Origin of the sequence: Pseudomonas congelans (assembly GCF_900103225.1) — a bacterium.
Lineage (GTDB): Bacteria > Pseudomonadota > Gammaproteobacteria > Pseudomonadales > Pseudomonadaceae > Aquipseudomonas > Aquipseudomonas congelans.
The window spans coordinates 1,158,669-1,175,685 of the sequence record NZ_FNJH01000001.1; the positions used below are offsets into that span (position 1 = coordinate 1,158,669).

The window sequence follows — 17,017 nt, forward strand, 5'->3', positions numbered from 1 at the left end:
ACAAAAATCGAATTATATTCATTTGAAGGGTCGCGCACTCCCGAAGCGCTTACTCAAACGGCAAATTTTCCATTCTTTTCTCGAATGAGAGCCGCAAATGCAAGCGTGCTTTCGCGCAACGCCATTTGCAAAGGGTGAAAGATCGCCCGCGTGCCCTGCCCGTCCGCATAACCCAGCAGCCCCACCGGACAGTAGCGGGCGTCATCCCAGCCCGGATAATCGAGAACGGGATACCAGCAGATGCCTTGCACAGGTACGCCTGCCCTCACGGCCTTGCTGACCTCGAGACAAACGTAATTGAACCAGGGCAGACGCTGAACGTCTTCAGCGCCGGTTTCAGAAATCAATAGGGGTCTGGCGTATCGCCCGTGCAGCTCGCCCAACATGCCTTGAAAAGGCCTGTACTGCGGATCGTCGTGCTTAAGTTTATGGCCATTGAGCTGCCATTGATTATGCGGATAAAAGTTGACGCCCAGTATATCCAGATACTCCGGGCGGCCGCCCAAACCAGGCCATTGCCGTCCGGATAAAAGATCCCAGGCTTCGAACTGCGCCAGCCGGTAACGCTCTGCTGCCGCGATATCTCTGCTGCTTCGCGTGGCCGATACCACATGAATCAATGGCTCGGCCTGAATAAAACGCGCGTTGGGCTCTACAGTGCGTATCGCGTCTATTGCCGCGATACTGGCCCGTACCAGTTGATGCTTGAGCTCCATGCCGCGCTGCTGGCTACCGGGGTTGAAATAAGCGACATCGCCTCCGGCCCAACTCCAGAACGAAATCTCATTGATCGGTGAATAGAAAGGGGCGGTCTCCCCTTCGTCTTTTACGACCTGAGCCACCGCAGCGGCAAAACGCGCAAAGCGTTCGACAAACTGCGGCCGCCAGACATCCAGATGATCAGGGTAACCGTAATGGCACAAGTCCCAGATCACCTGGGTGCCCTGATGCCGCGCGGCTCGCAGCATGGGCAGAAAACTGCTCCAGTCGTAACAGTCTGGACGAGCTTCAATCAGATGCCAGCGTAAACCGTCGCGTACCGTACGCATTCCGCACTCAGCCACTGCGGCAAAATCTTCCTGCGTCCAGCGGTCGTGCCCGGTAGAGTGAAGCAGGTCAAGTCGCACACCGTCACCTCGTCGGTGGCTGGCACACTCGAATCCGCCGATGAAAAAACTGTCGAACAGACCGCCCATGCTCAACCTCGCGCAGGCTGTTCGATCGGTTCCGGAAGCTGCTCAGGAAACTCGCCAGCCAGCCGCTGGTACAACGCCAATGCCTGACCCACGACCTGGTCCATGTTGTAATACTTGTAAGTGCCAAGCCGCCCAAGGAACGTGACCTCATCCGACTGATCGGCCAATGCTTTGTAACGCTTGTACAGCTCGGCATTTTCGGGTCGGGGAATGGGGTAATAAGGGTCGCCCTCGGCACTTGGAAACTCATAGCTGAGACTGGTTCTGGCGTGCAGTTGACCGGTAAGGTGCTTGTATTCGGTAATACGCGTATGGGGGACCGCCTCATCCGGGTAGTTGATCACCGCCACCGATTGAAACTGCGCTTGGTCAACGGTCTTGTGCTCGAAACGCAGCGACCGATACGGAAGACGGCCGTAGCAATAACCGAAGTATTCGTCGATCGGCCCGCAATAGATCACATGCGAATACTTCACCGCCTTGCGAACATCGGCAAAATCGACCCCCAGAACGATATCAATCAGCGGGTGGTCGAGTATCCGTTCAAACATGTGCGTGTAGCCATGCAGCGGCATTTTCTGAAAAGTATCCGTGAAGTAACGACTGTCCGAGTTGGTGCGGGTAGGCACTCGAGCGGTGACCGAACGGTCCAGTTGCGAGGGGTCCAGCCCCCATTGCTTGCGGGTGTAGCCTCGGAAAAACTTCTCGTACAGCTCCCGACCAATCTGATTGATTACAACGTCTTCGGAGGTTCTTATCGTCTCGACGGGCTCGGCACGGCTGGCAAGAAACGTCTCGGCTTCTCGTTCATTCATCTGCAAGCCGTACAGGCTGTTGAGCGTGTCGAGGTTGATCGGAACAGGCAGCAGTTGGTCGTCTACGCTGGCAAGCACACGGTGTTCGTAATCGCGCCATTCGGTAAATCGTGAAAGGTATTCCACAATCCGCTGAGCGTTGGTGTGGAAGATATGTGGCCCGTATTGATGAACCAACACCCCGGCGCTGTCCAGGTGATCGTAAGCGTTACCCGCGATATGTGGACGTCGGTCGATCAGCAAAACGCGCTTACTTGATCCCGCCGCCAGCCGTTCCGCCAACACACTGCCTGCAAAACCTGCACCGACGATCAGAAAGTCATAGGGCGTCTTTTCACGCGCGGCTGATTCAAGATTTATCCGAGGCATTCGCTGTGCTCCCCGATGGCCACCAGTCGGATTTGCGCCTTCATGGCCGCGCACGTCTTGTCCCAGGACTCGCCGGCCAGCAATGCGTCAACCTTGCGAAGGAAATCGGTACTACCTTTGTACGCCAGTGCCTCTTGAATCGCGCGTGCAAACGCGTCGGCATCATCGGCAATGGCGACAACACCCGACTCGCCATACGTTCTGACAACATCGGCAATTCTGGTTGATACCACCGGGCAGCCACCGGCCAGGTATTCCGGCGTCTTGGTCGGGCTGATAAAGCGTGTGGAGTCGTTCAGCGCAAATGGCATCAACGCAACGTCCCAGCCAGACAGATAAGCTGGCAAGTCCTCATAGGACTTGCTGCCTAGATAATGGACGTTGGCCAAATGCGGCAGGCTTGCCGGATCAATCTTCACCACGGGGCCGATCAACACGATTTGCCAGTGCGGCTGCAACTCGGCCAGCTGTTGAATCAGCCCGATATCAAAACGTTCGTCAATGACGCCGAAAAAGCCAAGTCTCGGATAGGGAATGTACTGTTGATCCTCAGGGTCCGGCTGTACGCTGCGAGCGGCTGCAAAATGCCCGACATCGACACTGCTGGGCATGGCGTGCGCGTTTGCATGCTGCAGACGCTTGGTCTCCCATAGGCTGAAGCCGCCAGTAAACACAACATCTGCGCGCTTCATCAACGCTTTTTCCTGTTCGATAAGCTCTGGCGGAGCACCTTTGAACGCAGACAATTCGTCCATGCAATCGAAGATCGTCACCTGCGCGCTGAGGTGATCGGTAAACGCCAGACTCATCGGGGTGAAATACCACAGCAGCAGTTCCCCAAATTGTTGCGCCCCCATAAAACCATCCAGCAACGTCCGCTGCGCAGTGATCACCTCATCTGGCTGCATTTTCCAGGGCAGGTGCGGCACCAGTACGGTAACACCGCACGCTTGCGGCAGCTGTTCAAGCCGGATATCAGGGGAGTCCGACAGAACAGGCTCCTCAAGAAACAACACCTGATAATCCTGCGCCATGCGCGACATGATGTGCTGGGGACGCTGATATACAAACGCCCATCGCAGGTGGGACAGGCACAGCAGAAAAGGCCTTACGGCAGACTCGACTGTGGTTAGGGCCGACGTCTCGGATTGAATTGTTTGAACACCGTTCATAGAGTTTCCCTTCTATTAAAAGTCCTGGATGAAACTGAAGGGCTCTGAAAAAGGGCTGAACTTCGACGGCATTCATGATGAGGATAGACATTGGCGGCTGTCGCCTGCATGGAACAACCACAGGCATGAAACAACACGCATTGAACGCCCCCGCAGACGCTCATGAATTTCGAGCACGCCGGCGCACCTGTGTTCATTGATTCCGATAAAGGGTATGCGCCGTCGGGAATGAAGCATTGAACTCGTCGCAGAGAATGCGCCCCTAGTCTTGAGCGAATGTTTTTTTGTACCTGCAGTACGTTTTCCCCACGCGGTGGTCTGGTCCTGATTTTCGCAAGCAAGGCTCCTCTGTCGTCCTGTTGATAAAGGTCACGACGCCGAGCCGTCAGCTCGCTTCTTGTCGAAGCGGCGAAAATCCAGGGAGGACAATCATGATTCTGGTTACCGGTGGTGCGGGATACATTGGCGCTCACATCGCGCTCGAATTGCTCGAAGATGGCCGCGACGTCGTAGTGCTTGATAATTTGTGCAACAGTTCGCGAGAGCCGTTAAGACGGGTAGAGGAACTCTGCGGGCGACAGGTTGCGTTCATTCACGGCGACGTGCGCAGCAAGGCGACGTTGCACCGCTTGTTCGCTCGGCACCCTGTCAAGGCGGTGGTGCATTGCGCCGGACTCAAGGCGGTGGGCGAAAGCGTTCGAGAGCCGCTGCGCTATTTCGAGACCAACGTGAGCGGCAGCGTCAACTTGTGTCAGGCAATGGCAGAAGCAGGTGTATTCGACCTGTTATTCAGCTCATCCGCGACGGTTTACGGCGAGTGTGAGCGGATGCCGCTGGATGAGAACAGCCCAACGGGTTTACCGACCAATCCTTACGGGCACTCCAAACTGATGGCCGAGCATGTGATGCAAAGCGTCGCCCGCTCGGATCCACGCTGGTCCATCGGGCTGCTGCGCTACTTCAACCCCATTGGCGCGCATCCGTCCGGCCTACTGGGCGAGTCGCCCTGCAACACGCCGAACAACCTGCTGCCCTTCCTGCTGCAGGTTGCCAATCGACTACGCCCTGCCCTGCACATTTTCGGCAGTGACTACCCCACGCCGGACGGAACAGGTGTGCGTGATTACCTTCATGTGATGGATCTGGCCGAGGGACACTTGAAGGCGCTGGACAGAATTCATGACGAACGTGGCGTATCCATCTGGAATCTGGGGACAGGACAGGGTTATTCAGTGCTCGAGGTGGTGCAGGCTTTCGAACGTATCTCCGGCAAAGCTGTGCCGTTGATCTTTGAGCCACGCCGGCCAGGAGACATTGCAGCATGCTGGTCCGATCCGGGAAAGGCATCGCGTGAGCTGGATTGGCGAGCCAGGTTCAACCTTGATTCGATGCTCACCGACGCCTGGCGCTGGCAGTGCATGAATCCGCAGGGCTATATGCCGACAGCGCTGGTCATTTGAATGTCATCCAGACGCCTGCCAGACGTGCCAACGGTCCCCACGCTATCGTGACGGCACGTCAGCAAGCGCATGCTAGAAGTTGGCCGGCGTGTTGGCGCTGATGATCTCGGCTTCGTCCTGGCCGATATTGCGGAAGCGATGCGGTAATGTGGTCGGGAAGTAATAGCCGTCCCCCGGACCGAGGATGTTGACCTGCCCATCGATGGTCAGCTCCACGGTGCCACGCGTCACCAGACCGCACTCCTCGCCCTCGCTGTGGACGATGGGTTCATCACCCGAGTCGGCACCCGGTGCGTATTGCTCACGCAGAAAACGCATCTGCCGGCTCGGTAAGGTCGCGCCCACCAGCAACAGACGGGCACCGTTGCGCCCCAGATCGGGTTGATCACCGGCTCGGAACACGTACTGATCCTGCCCCGGAGGCTGATCGAACGTGAAGAAATCCGCCAGTGTCATGGGAATCCCCTCCAGCAGCTTTTTCAGCGAGCTGATGGAAGGACTGACACGATTTTGTTCGATGAGGGAAATCGTGGCATTGGTCACACCACTGCGTCTGGCGAGCTCACGCTGTGACAGCTTGTAGCTTTCACGCACCAGTTTGAGTCGTGCTCCCGTATCCATAGTGGCCTTATGTGCAAGATATCCGGTGAATGAAGCTGCGCCCCGGCGCAATGGATCGTCCATTACCCGAGGCCGTCAAGCCGGATATTAAATCACGTTTGCCGACAACACTCAGCAGCTCATCGCTCTAGCAGCGGCTGCGCGCATACCTCTGGCAGGCTTCGCGAAATGCCTTGAACAGGCTGAGCGACACAGGGTTGTCCATGAACTCCCATTCCGGGTGCCACTGCACGCCCAGGACAAAACCTGGCGCGCCGGGCATGGACACCGCCTCGACCAGACCGTCGGGGGCCAGTGCTTCTGCGCGCAGGTCCGAGGCCAGGCGATCGATACCCTGGCTGTGCAGGCTGTTGACCTCGAACCCCGGTGCCAGCCCGAGCGAGTCGAGCAAACCGCCTGGCTGCACCTGCACGGCATGCTTTGGCGCGTATTGCACCGCCAGCACCTCGCTTTGCGGCTCTCGATGATCCAGATAACCAGGCAGCTCCTGGACCCGCTGATGCAGGCTGCCACCCAGCGCAACATTCAACTCCTGAAAACCGCGGCAAATGCACAACACCGGCACGCCCTGAGCGATGGCAGCCCTGAGCAGCGGCAGTGTGGTGCGATCCCGGAATACATCATGAGCGGTGCCCTCCACGCTCGCCGGTCCATTGTAGTGACGCGGCTCGACGTTCGACGGCGAGCCGGTAAACAGCAGGCCATCCAGCGACGCGAGCAGTTGCGCTGGCTCGGAAGGCACCTCAAGTGCAGGCAGAATCACCGGCATACCCGCAAAGACTGCGGCCTCGACGTATTTGTCGCCTGCAGTGTGAGAAGAGTACTTGCCCAACTGCTGACGGCAGGCGGTGACACCAATCAATGGAGGTCGCGACATAGGTTGAATCCTGTGTGAAATCTGAGTGGTCAACGCCGATTATTGGACGCTATCCAGGGGGAATGAAACCAGTCTAGGATAGTCATCTGCGCAACAAACATAGGCATTCAGGCAAAGGAACAATGCACCAATGCAATATGAAATCACCCACGCCGACCTTTCATTGGTGCTCGCGCTGGTTCGTGGCCGCACGCTGGCCCGTGCCGCCGACCTGTTGCAGGTTGATGTATCGACCGTATTCCGCTCGATCCGCCGCCTCGAAGCAGCCCTTGGTGCAGCGCTGTTCGAGAAGAACCGGCGTGGGTACATACCGACCGATACCGCACAAGCCATGGCCGAGCAGGCAGAGCGCGCTGAACAGGCACTTGCCGCGGCGCGTATCGCCTTGCAACAGGGCGAACAGGTCGTCAGCGGTACGGTACGCCTGACCTGTACCGATGCGGTACTGCACAGCCTGCTGTTGCCAGCGCTGGCGGACTTCATGCCGCAGTACCCTGCCCTTACGCTGGAGCTGGCCACCTCCAACGCCTTTGCCAACCTCAGCCGTCGCGATGCCGACATCGCCCTGCGTCTGACCAATACGCCGCCCGAGCACCTGATCGGGCGCTGCCTGGGCAGTGCCGACTACTTTGTCTGCGGTCGCCCCGAATACCGCGAGTCCTTGACGCAAAACCCTGCCTCGATCCCCTGGATCAGCCCGGACGACTCAATGCCCGACCACACCTCGGTGATGTGGCGCAAACAGGCGTTTCCGGGGGTCTTGCCGAGCTACCGCTGCAGCAATATGTCAGCGGTCTCGCAGTTGGTCGCTGCCGGCCTGGGCGTGGCGGCGCTGACCGGTTTTACGGTCGAGGGCCTTGGGGCGGTCGAGCGTCTGAGTGGTCCGCTGGAAGGATGCCGCACCGACCTGTGGTTGCTGACACGCCCCGACTGCCGCGCACTGCGTTCTGTGCAGACCCTGCTGGAAGCACTCGCACCGCGCCTGCGAGCTGCGTTGCAGGTATCCAGCCTCGACTGATCAGCCTCTATGGATCCATTAAATAATAGTTAACAAAATTAATCATTGGATTAATCTCGATCCTGTGGCATTAATAATCACGAGGAAACAACATGATTCATTCTGTGGATCCATAAGATCAATAATCGAACCGTGGAGAACCATCATGCACCCGAAAAATGCGTGGTACGTCGCCTGCACAGCGGATGAAGTTGCCGAGAAGCCCCTGGGTCGGCAGATCTGCAACGAAAAGATGGTGTTTTATCGCGACCAGGACCAGCAGGTCGTTGCCGTTGAAGACTTCTGCCCGCATCGCGGCGCCCCACTCTCGCTAGGCTATGTCGAGAACGGTCAACTGGTGTGTGGTTACCACGGCCTGGTCATGGGTGGCGACGGCAAGACTGTTTCAATGCCCGGCCAGCGTGTTCGCGGCTTTCCTTGCAACAAGACCTTCGCGGCGGTCGAGCGCTATGGCTTCATCTGGGTATGGCCAGGTGATCGGGAAAAGGCAGACCCGGCACTTATCCACCATCTTGAATGGGCGGTCAGCGACGAATGGGCCTACGGCGGCGGGCTGTTTCATATCCAGTGCGATTACCGCCTGATGATCGACAACCTGATGGACCTCACCCACGAAACCTACGTGCATGCGTCCAGCATCGGCCAGAAGGAAATCGACGAGGCAGCGCCCGTCACAACGGTCGAAGGCGAGGAAGTGGTCACCGCTCGGCACATGGAAAACATCATGCCGCCGCCGTTCTGGCAGATGGCACTGCGCGGCAACAACCTGGCCGATGACGTGCCGGTCGATCGCTGGCAGATCTGCCGCTTCACGCCGCCCAGCCATGTGCTGATCGAAGTCGGCGTAGCCCATGCGGGCAAAGGCGGCTATGACGCGCCTAAAGAGTTCAAGGCGTCAAGCATCGTCGTCGACTTCATCACCCCCGAGACCGACACTTCCATCTGGTACTTCTGGGGCATGGCGCGCAACTTCAATCCCGCTGACGAAGAGCTGACCGCCAGCATCCGCGAAGGCCAGGGCAAGATCTTCACCGAAGACCTGGAAATGCTTGAACGCCAGCAACAGAACCTGCTCAAGCACCCGCATCGCAACCTGCTCAAGCTGAATATCGACGCCGGCGGCGTGCAGTCACGCAAGATTCTGGAACGCCTGATCGCTGCCGAGCAGGCCGGTCCCGGCGAACAGATTCCGGTGATGGCGACGAAATGAGCGGCCATTGCCCGTCGAAACACGAAGAAAACAATCAGAAGTGACCCGCGCCGCGGTCACCCGAGGACCTACCATGATCGACGTGACGGTGTTATCACGTAACGATGAAGCGCTGGATATCTGCAGCTTTGAACTGGTGCGCGCAGACGGAGAGCTGTTGCCGCCGTTCACCGCAGGCGCGCACATTGACGTGCACCTGCCTGACGGGCTGATCCGCCAGTACTCGCTGTGCAATGCCCCGAACGAGCGTCATCGCTACCTGATTGGCGTCCTCAACGACCCGGCCTCGCGTGGTGGTTCACGCAGCCTGCATCAGCAGATTCAGCCTGGCGCGCAGTTGCGTATCAGCGAGCCGCGCAACCTGTTCCCACTGGCTGAAAACAGCCGGCGCACGCTGCTGTTCGCCGGCGGTATCGGCATTACGCCCATCCTCTGCATGGCCGAACAGCTTGCACTGGAGGCTGCCGATTTCGAGCTGCACTATTGCGTGCGTTCCGCCGAGCGCGGCGCCTTTATCGAACGCCTGAAGCATTCTGCATTTGCCGAACGCATCACGCTGCACTTCGATGAGCAGCCGGATACCGCGCTGGAGGCTGCCAAAGTGCTCGCCCATCCCCAGCCCGATACCCATCTGTACGTGTGCGGGCCAGGCGGTTTCATGCAGTACATCCTCGACAGCGCACGTGCCGCTGGCTGGTCCGAGGACAATCTGCACCGGGAGTACTTCTCCGCAGAGCCGGTAGACACCAGCAACGACGGCAGTTTTTCAATCGAGATCGCCAGTACCGGCCAGGTCATTGCCATTCCGGCCAACAAGACCGTCGCTCAGGTGCTAGAAAGCCACGGCATCGATATTCCGCTGTCGTGCGAACAAGGTGTGTGTGGCACCTGCCTGACACGGGTGCTGAAAGGCATTCCGGATCATCGTGATCTGTTTCTGACCGAAGACGAGCAGGCGCTCAACGATCAGTTCACGCCCTGCTGCTCACGCTCGAAGACGCCCGTGCTGGTGCTCGACATCTGATCAGTCCGGGCGCTGAATGACCTTCATGCGCTCGTTCTGCCCTGCGCCGAAGATTTCGGCGTAGCGCAAGGTCGCGTTGGCATGCTCGCGCATGATGGCCTCGGCGCGGGCGCCCTGCCCGTTGACCAGCGCATCCACCACAGCGTGATGCTGCATATGCGCGAAATTGAACCGTCGGTATTCGCGAATCAGGTTGTCGCGATCCACGGCCAGCGCGTTCACCGACGCAAAAGGCAGATGGTCGTTGCGCGACAGTGCGTCGGCGATGGCACGATTGCCGCTGCCCTCGACGATCACGCGATGCAGACGCATGTTCATGTCGTGATAGACCTCAAGGTCGTCTTCAGTGACATGGCCTTTCTCGAACAGCGCGTCCCCCTGCACCAGACAGGCCTCAAGCTCGTCGCGCGCCTCCTGGGTCAGGCCGCGCTCGGCCATCTGCCGCGCGGCAAGCCCCTCCAGGACACCGCGCACATCCACCGCGCCGGCGATTTCCATCGGGCTGATCGAACGCACCTGAAACCCGCGCCCGCCAAAGGGTACCAGCAGCCCCTCCTGCTCCAGCGTTCGAAACGCCATGCGCACCGGCATGCGGGAAACGCCGAACAGCTCGGCGGTCGGCACTTCCATCAGGCGCTCGCCTGCAGGCAGCTCGCCTGATGCAATCATCTTGCGCAACGAAACAAGGACGGTCTGCCCGGGTTTGCTCATCAAAAGGCTTCCGTGGGGATCAAGGCAAGCATCTTACCCCACGCACGCCCGAGTGAATCGCTCACATGAAATCGATCAGAGGGGGCACGAGGTGGCGTAACCGAAAGTGCGCTCTTCATCGGGTATTTCAATCCACGCCAGCGTCTCTGCAAAACTGATCGGCGGGCTGTAGAAGTAGCCCTGCACCATCGTACAACCCAGGGTGGTCAGTGCATTCAACTCATCCTGTGTTTCGACGCCTTCGATCACGCAACCCAGGGACATGTCCAGGCTCAAGGCAACCAGCGATTTGACGATCTTGTAACTGGCCGGGTTGTGGTGCACACCGGTGACAAAGCTGCGGTCGATCTTCAGCTTGGTCAGCGCCAGCGCGTGCAATTGACTGAGGCTGGAGAAACCGGTCCCAAAGTCATCCAGCGAGATACCGCAGCCCAGCTTACGGAACTGGGTAATGGCCTGCTGCACCTGGGCGATATCCTGCATGACCGCCGTTTCGGTGATTTCCAGATCGAGCCGCGACGCATCGAAACCGCTGTGTTTGATGATCTCGACAATTCTGCTGACACTTTCGCAGGACGCACAGTCATGAGCGGACAGATTGAACGACAGCCTGATAGGCGCAGGCCATGACAGGGCCATGCTTAGCGCCTGGGCCAACAAGGGCACGGTGAGCTTGTTGATCATGCCGATGCGCTCGGCGATCGGAATGAAATGCGCCGGCGAAACAGCCCCCAGTTCCGGGCTGTTCCAGCGCGCCAGTGCCTCGAAAGCCACCGTTTCGCGCGTGCAGCTTTCAATGATCGGTTGAAACAACACGTGGAACTCGGTTTCCAGATCGGCGCGTCGCAAGGCCTGTTCGGTAACACCGTCGGCATGCAATTGCTCACGGTGGGTGGCGGAGAACAGGCAGGTCGTGCCGGGGTTATGGTTCTTGCCCTGATACAGCGCGTAGTCGGCGAACTCGAACAACTGGGTCGCGTTATCCGCCGTGGCCGGGTACGTCGCCAGGCCCAGTGTTGCGCCAATCTGGATCGGCATGTCCGACAGCTCGAAACTTTCGTGCATGAGGTCACACAGGTGCTTGCCAAACGCCAGCAACGCGTCGCTGTCCATGTCACCCTTGATCACTAGCGCGAACTCGTCGCCGCCCAGTCGCGACACATGCACCTTGTCGCTCGAGGCGCTGGTCAGGCGTTCGGCAACCAGCATCAGCAGACGGTCGCCGATACGGTGCCCATAAAGGTCATTGACCGGCTTGAATCCGTCCAGGTCCAACACGCCCACTGCCAGCCCGCTGCGCTGCGCCATTGCCTCAATCATCGCGGCATCCAGCGTCTGAAAGAACTGCCGACGATTGGGCAGGCCCGTCAGGCTGTCCTGATTGGCCAGCAGCAGGTTCTCGTTACTCAGTTGCTCGGTCTTTACCTGCACATTCACCAGGCTGGTGAAATCGCGGTACTGGTAATGAAGAATGATCAGCATGCCAATCGACACCAGTACGATATTCACCGCTGTGGCGATAAAGGTAATGTTGTAAGTGGAAGCGAAGAAAATAACAAAGGCGGTGTTGACGACCAGCGCGGTGGTCAGCGCTGCAGGCCGCAAGTGCATCATGCAGAAGATGCAGACAATCACCGTAATACCCATGAAAAACGCGACATGCGCCTGGGAATAAGCATCGCCATAGGGATAAAGCGACAGCGACCAGGCGGCAAACCCGGCCGCTATCACGCCCGCCAGGCCATGCGTACCGCGCAGCGTGGCCAGAATGATCGCCGGAGCGGGTGGCGGCCGGTTTACCGTGCGCAACCATTTGCGTGCCCGGACGCCACAGATAACCGTGAGCAGCGCAGGGACCAGCAGCGTCAGCCACACTGGAGCGATTAGCCAATGGGTGAACGCCAATGCCCAGGTATTGACCAGCAGCACGAAGTACATCAACGGCAGTTGTCGGGACAACGCAACGTATTGGGCCTGCAACAACCTGGGGTTATCAGCAGGCACAGACATCAGGGCACGCAAGGCACCCGATAATTTTTTCAGCATCGCAAGGCTTCTCTGTTACCACAGTCAAAGCACACGTGGCTTGCTGCTCACCATGCGAACCGGACTGCTAATTTCGGCTCGCTTGTCAGGCTCTCGGCAGATGTGATTAATTCTTTACGGTAAAACCAGGCCGTGCATCGGTTTAATTGAAATAACACGGTGATAGCCTTTTCAAGCGCACACTCGGGTAAAACAGCGATGCTTGCAGACCCCTCTTCTTAAACGTCCCCAATGAGCAGGAAGCATTACATGAACAGGAAAGTCATTATCGATACGGACATGGGCTGGGATGACGTCCTGTCGATCGCCTACCTGATGAAACGACCGGACATCGACATCCTCGGCATTACCGTAACCGGATGCGGCGAAACGGACCTCGGTTGGGGTGTCATCATCGCCCAGCATCTGCTGGGCATCGGCAACCGACTCGGCACCGTCGTGGCAAAGGGCACCGATCAGCCACTTGAGTACGACAACCGCTTCCCGCAACCCTTCAAAAACGATATGAACGACATCATGGGGCTGCTCGGGACACTGAACCCTGCCGCGCTGCCGGAACTGTCGAGCCTGCCCGCCTGGGAGTTCATGTACCAGACGGTGAAAAACAGCCAGGACCCCATCACGGTGCTGTCACTGGGAGGCTTTACCAACATCGCGCAGATGCTTGCGTTGAGCAGCCAGCCGGCCGACTTCAAAATGCTCGAGCAGATTGTCGCCATGGCCGGCGCTGTCTACGTCGACGGCAACGTCGCCGCGTTGAACAACGCGCAAAAAGCATGGGATCAGGGAGAGGCCTACAGCAGCAACCACTATGCAGAATGGAATGTGTTCGTGGACCCTGTCGCCGCCAACAACGTTTTCCAGTCAAGCCTGCCATTGACCCTGGTGCCGCTGGACGTCTGCAACCAGATCATCCTCGACGCCAGCTACTCGCAGTTGATCACCGCCACCGACCCTGTCGCCACCCTGGTCAGGCAGGTGCTCGAACACAAATCCGGAACACATGCCGAAGGGCTTCCCGTGCCGATCTTCGATCCGCTGGCGACCATGCTGATGGCCGGCGGTATTGAAGCGACGAAACTCGATGAGCAGTTTCTGTCGGTCAACACCGACCTGACGCCTACGGACAACCACTGTGGTCAGATACAGGTGCAACGCAGCGGTTCAAGAGTGATCGCTTCGGTGCTGGGTGTCTCGCAGTTCGCGTTCAGCAAAAACTTCGCCCAGGTGATCAACAGCTAAGGCCGGTGTGAAGTGCTGCGCCGCGCCCTCTCCGCCTGGCGCAGTCTTCATCAGTTCGCCGCCACCTGCGCCCGGTCGGCCTGGATGACCAGGGCCTTGAGCGAGGCGTCGAATTGTTTCAAGGCATTCACTTGCAGGTCACGCTGCTGATCGATCTGTGCGGCGATCTCAGGAGCGGCCTTGCCTTGCACCCAGACCGAGGTCATTTCCCGAACCACTTCACCTTCGGCCTTGCCGATGTATTGCAGGTCGTTGTCATAGAAGCGCGCCATGAAACGCGCCTCGACCTGACTGTTGCGCTTGCTCACCAGACGATTGTAAGTGTCGAGCATGACCACCACGTCCGGCCGCGCCTGCATCAGCGCATCGAGATTGTCGTAAACGGTCACCGAGGCGAACTCTTTCTTTAAGGAGCCCACCAGCCAGTCGGTCGCCAGTGCAGGGTCCGAGCTGTTGATGAATGCGTTGCGGATACGCGCATCGAGCGCGCCATTCCGGCCGCTTCTGAGCGCAACCGAATGGTAGTTGTTCAAATACTGAAGGTTGCTGAGCGTGTCTTCGCTGTACAGCACGCCCACCGACTGCGTGTGTTGCAGGCTGGCGGCACTGTCGACGACGGGCATGAAATGACAGGATTGTTCGGAGACCGGAGCGATGGCAGCATTGACGGGGGCAGTGAACACAATGCTGGTGCTGAACACGGCAGCAAACGTCAACAGATTGAACATTCTCATCGCGTCGTCTCCCTTTGGAGCAGGTGGCTATGACGCCATCCTCCTCCTTTGCCGGAAAAACAGAACTTGCCTTGCTTGATGATGACTATCGACTGAATGAATGATAGTTGATGCCACAAGGTTGCAAGGTTTTTCGCTTCAATATTCATCCGCTCTGACGGCCGCACGAATGGCCTCGAGCAGCATCCGGCACGCCGGGTTGTCATTGTCGGTGCGCCAGACCAGGTGCAACTCGCTCTGCACGCCCTCGCCCAGATCAATGTCACGAAACACCACGTCCTTGAACACCACATTGGTCGCACAACGCGGTACCAATGCCAGCCCCATCCCGGCGTTGACCAGCGCCAGGATAGTCAGTGACGATCCAAGCCATTGGACATACTCCGGCGCAACTCGTGCGGAACGAAACATACCGGTCAGCAGTTCGTTGAACGGTGGATACGCCGAATGCGAATACATCAGGAACGGTGCGCCATCCAGATCGGCCACCGCGACCGAATCGGCATGTGCCAACCGATGATTGCTCGGCACGGCCAGCACGAAAGGCTCGCGTACCAGGCATTCGCTCTCGTAACCCGGCTGAAACAGCGGCGCCCGCACGATGCCCAGGTCAATGCGCCGCGCCCTGAGTGCTTCGTGCTGCTGATAAGTGTTCATTTCCGTGAGGGAAATCTTCACCTGCGGCTGCTTGAGGCGCGCCTCGGCGATCACCCTGGGCAGAAACTCATACACCGCGCTGCCGACAAAACTGATGGTCACCGAGCCGATATCACCTTCGGCAAAGCGCCGCGCCGAAATGGCTGCCTGCTGCGCGCGCTCCAGCAAGGTCTGCGCCTCGATGAAAAAAGCCCTGCCCGCCGCAGTCAGGGCCACACTGCGGGTACTGCGGGTGAACAGCTCGACGCCCAGATTGTGCTCCAGTATCTGAATCTGCCGACTCAACGGCGGCTGCGTCATGTTGAGCCGTTCGGCGGCACGGCGAAAATTCAGCTCCGTGGCCACCGTGGTGAAACAACGCAGTTGGGAAAGCTCGAACATTGATCCACTCCCGGTATCAATCAAGTCACTAACTGGATTGGACGGGAATAATACACGCCCCCATGATCGACTGATCCCCAAAAAAACAATGAATGGGAGTCGCCTCTTGAATACCGTCCCTGGTACTACGGACGCCACGGTGCTTGCCCGTGCGGCCGCCAAGGTGAAACGCCACGTGCTGCCGCTGTTCGTGGTGATGTTCATCGTCAATTACATCGACCGGGTCAACATCGGTTTTGTACGCAGCCATCTGGAAACCGATCTGGGCATCGGCGCAGCGGCCTACGGGCTGGGTGCCGGATTGTTCTTTGTCGGTTACGCGCTGTTCGAAGTCCCCTCCAACATGCTGTTGCAGCGCTACGGCGCCCGCGCCTGGCTGACCCGCATCATGTTCACCTGGGGCGCGGCCGCCATGGCGATGGCGTTCGTTCAGGGGGAAACCAGCTTCTACGTGCTGCGCTTCATTCTGGGTGCCGCCGAAGCCGGCTTCTTCCCCGGTATCATCTATTACTTCACCCAGTGGCTGCCCTCCAGTGACCGTGGCAAGGCCATGGCGCTGTTTCTCAGCGGCTCGGCGATAGCGTCGGTGATTTCCGGACCGGTGTCCGGCGCCCTGCTCGGCATCGAGGGCCTGAACCTGCATGGCTGGCAATGGATGTTCCTGATCGAAGGCTTCGCGTCGATCGTGCTCTGCGGTTTTGTCTGGTTCTGGCTGCAATCACATCCTCACGAAGCCCGCTGGCTCAGTGAAGAGGAAAAAAACGCGCTCAGCACAGCCATCGCCGAAGAGCAACGGCTGCGCGAAGCTTCACAAACCGTCAGGCCATCGGTGTTGCGCCTGTTGGCGGACCGGCAGATCCTGCTGTTCTGCTTCATCTACTTTTCCGTGGCCCTGACCATCTACGGCGCCACCTTCTGGTTGCCGAGCATGATCCGCAAGATGGGCAGCTTCAGCGATTTCGAGGTCGGGCTGTTCAATTCGATCCCGTGGATCATCTCCATCGTGGCCATGTACGGCTTCGCAGCACTGGCCGCACGCTTCAAGCACCAGCAGGCCTGGGTGGCCGTCACGCTGGTCATCGCCGCCGCCGGCATGTTCATGTCGACCGTGGGCGGTCCGGTGTTCGCCTTTGTCGCCATCTGCTTTGCGGCAATCGGTTTCAAAGCCGCGTCTGCGCTGTTCTGGCCGATCCCTCAGGGCTATCTGGACGCCCGCATTGCCGCTGCTGTCATTGCGCTGATCAACTCCATCGGCAACCTGGGCGGTTTCGTCGCGCCCACCACATTCGGCTTTCTGGAGCAGACCACCGGTTCGATTCAAGGCGGCCTGTATGGACTGGCCGGCACCTCGCTGCTGGCTGCCGTGGTGATCTTCTTTGCCCGCACCACACCACGCGGTGACCGCGGCCGCCCGTCCAGGGCTGAACAGCCCACAGCGCTCAGCCCTACCGTCAACAGCACCCCTTCCAGCCTCAAACCCTGAC

At 58.7% G+C, this 17,017-nt stretch carries 15 protein-coding genes; 6 read left to right on the forward strand and 9 right to left on the reverse strand.

Translation table 11 applies throughout. The features are described 5' to 3' along the window. Positions 1–53: 53 nt before the first annotated feature. The 3 genes from BLR20_RS04505 to BLR20_RS04515 are packed head-to-tail and all read right to left on the reverse strand — an operon-like array spanning position 54 to position 3,552. Positions 54–1,196, reverse strand: a complete 1,143-nt coding sequence (locus tag BLR20_RS04505) for a glycoside hydrolase family 1 protein (protein ID WP_054994143.1) — start codon at positions 1,194–1,196, stop codon at positions 54–56. 2 nt (positions 1,197–1,198) lie between these two features. Further along, positions 1,199–2,380 carry a UDP-galactopyranose mutase gene (gene glf / locus BLR20_RS04510; RefSeq protein WP_054994144.1) on the reverse strand — a complete coding sequence of 394 codons (1,182 nt, stop codon included), beginning with the start codon at positions 2,378–2,380 and terminating at the stop codon, positions 1,199–1,201. Further along, positions 2,368–3,552 (reverse strand): glycosyltransferase family 1 protein, encoded by a 1,185-nt coding sequence (locus BLR20_RS04515; RefSeq protein WP_054994145.1) that lies wholly within the window; start codon positions 3,550–3,552, stop codon positions 2,368–2,370. Before BLR20_RS04515 ends, glf begins: the two co-directional genes overlap by 13 nt. 431 nt (positions 3,553–3,983) lie before the next feature. Here BLR20_RS04515 and galE point away from each other — a divergent pair, with 431 nt between their 5' ends. Then, the gene (gene galE / locus BLR20_RS04520) at positions 3,984–5,012 is read left to right on the forward strand and encodes a UDP-glucose 4-epimerase GalE (protein WP_032614041.1); all 1,029 of its coding nucleotides are present in this window, start codon (positions 3,984–3,986) and stop codon (positions 5,010–5,012) included. A 72-nt stretch (positions 5,013–5,084) separates the two neighbouring features. Here the strand turns inward: galE and BLR20_RS04525 are convergent, their stop codons facing one another. Both BLR20_RS04525 and BLR20_RS04530 read right to left on the reverse strand, forming a co-directional pair. Continuing rightward, positions 5,085–5,633, reverse strand: a complete 549-nt coding sequence (locus tag BLR20_RS04525) for a cupin domain-containing protein (RefSeq protein ID WP_003344936.1) — start codon at positions 5,631–5,633, stop codon at positions 5,085–5,087. 127 nt (positions 5,634–5,760) lie between these two features. After that, positions 5,761–6,510, reverse strand: coding sequence for a gamma-glutamyl-gamma-aminobutyrate hydrolase family protein (locus tag BLR20_RS04530; RefSeq protein ID WP_054994146.1), 750 nt, complete (start codon positions 6,508–6,510; stop codon positions 5,761–5,763). Between the two features lie 130 nt (positions 6,511–6,640). Here BLR20_RS04530 and BLR20_RS04535 point away from each other — a divergent pair, with 130 nt between their 5' ends. The 3 genes from BLR20_RS04535 to BLR20_RS04545 all read left to right on the forward strand — a co-directional run bounded on the left by BLR20_RS04535 (position 6,641) and on the right by BLR20_RS04545 (position 9,762). Then, the gene (locus BLR20_RS04535) at positions 6,641–7,528 is read left to right on the forward strand and encodes a LysR family transcriptional regulator (RefSeq protein ID WP_010432770.1); all 888 of its coding nucleotides are present in this window, start codon (positions 6,641–6,643) and stop codon (positions 7,526–7,528) included. A gap of 145 nt (positions 7,529–7,673) precedes the next feature. After that, on the forward strand, positions 7,674–8,738 hold the full coding sequence (locus BLR20_RS04540) for an aromatic ring-hydroxylating oxygenase subunit alpha (protein WP_054994147.1): 1,065 nt from the start codon (positions 7,674–7,676) through the stop codon (positions 8,736–8,738). A gap of 73 nt (positions 8,739–8,811) precedes the next feature. Further along, the gene (locus tag BLR20_RS04545) at positions 8,812–9,762 is read left to right on the forward strand and encodes a PDR/VanB family oxidoreductase (protein ID WP_054994148.1); all 951 of its coding nucleotides are present in this window, start codon (positions 8,812–8,814) and stop codon (positions 9,760–9,762) included. Here BLR20_RS04545 and BLR20_RS04550 read toward each other — a convergent pair whose 3' ends face one another. Further along, a complete protein-coding gene (locus tag BLR20_RS04550; protein ID WP_054994149.1) occupies positions 9,763–10,473 on the reverse strand; it encodes a GntR family transcriptional regulator in 711 nt (236 codons plus the stop codon). It lies immediately after the preceding gene. Between the two features lie 75 nt (positions 10,474–10,548). After that, a complete protein-coding gene (locus BLR20_RS04555; RefSeq protein WP_054994150.1) occupies positions 10,549–12,519 on the reverse strand; it encodes a putative bifunctional diguanylate cyclase/phosphodiesterase in 1,971 nt (656 codons plus the stop codon). Between the two features lie 249 nt (positions 12,520–12,768). On the opposite strand from BLR20_RS04555, the gene BLR20_RS04560 reads away from it, so the two are divergent. Continuing rightward, complete coding sequence (locus tag BLR20_RS04560; RefSeq protein WP_054994151.1) at positions 12,769–13,761, forward strand: nucleoside hydrolase; 993 nt, start codon at positions 12,769–12,771, stop codon at positions 13,759–13,761. A 50-nt stretch (positions 13,762–13,811) separates the two neighbouring features. Here BLR20_RS04560 and BLR20_RS04565 read toward each other — a convergent pair whose 3' ends face one another. Both BLR20_RS04565 and BLR20_RS04570 read right to left on the reverse strand, forming a co-directional pair. Further along, on the reverse strand, positions 13,812–14,495 hold the full coding sequence (locus BLR20_RS04565) for a hypothetical protein (RefSeq protein ID WP_010432752.1): 684 nt from the start codon (positions 14,493–14,495) through the stop codon (positions 13,812–13,814). A 138-nt stretch (positions 14,496–14,633) separates the two neighbouring features. Beyond that, positions 14,634–15,533, reverse strand: a complete 900-nt coding sequence (locus tag BLR20_RS04570; RefSeq protein ID WP_054994152.1) for a LysR family transcriptional regulator — start codon at positions 15,531–15,533, stop codon at positions 14,634–14,636. A 139-nt stretch (positions 15,534–15,672) separates the two neighbouring features. Here BLR20_RS04570 and BLR20_RS04575 point away from each other — a divergent pair, with 139 nt between their 5' ends. Further along, positions 15,673–17,016 carry an MFS transporter gene (locus BLR20_RS04575; protein ID WP_202907621.1) on the forward strand — a complete coding sequence of 448 codons (1,344 nt, stop codon included), beginning with the start codon at positions 15,673–15,675 and terminating at the stop codon, positions 17,014–17,016. Position 17,017 lies beyond the last annotated feature (1 nt).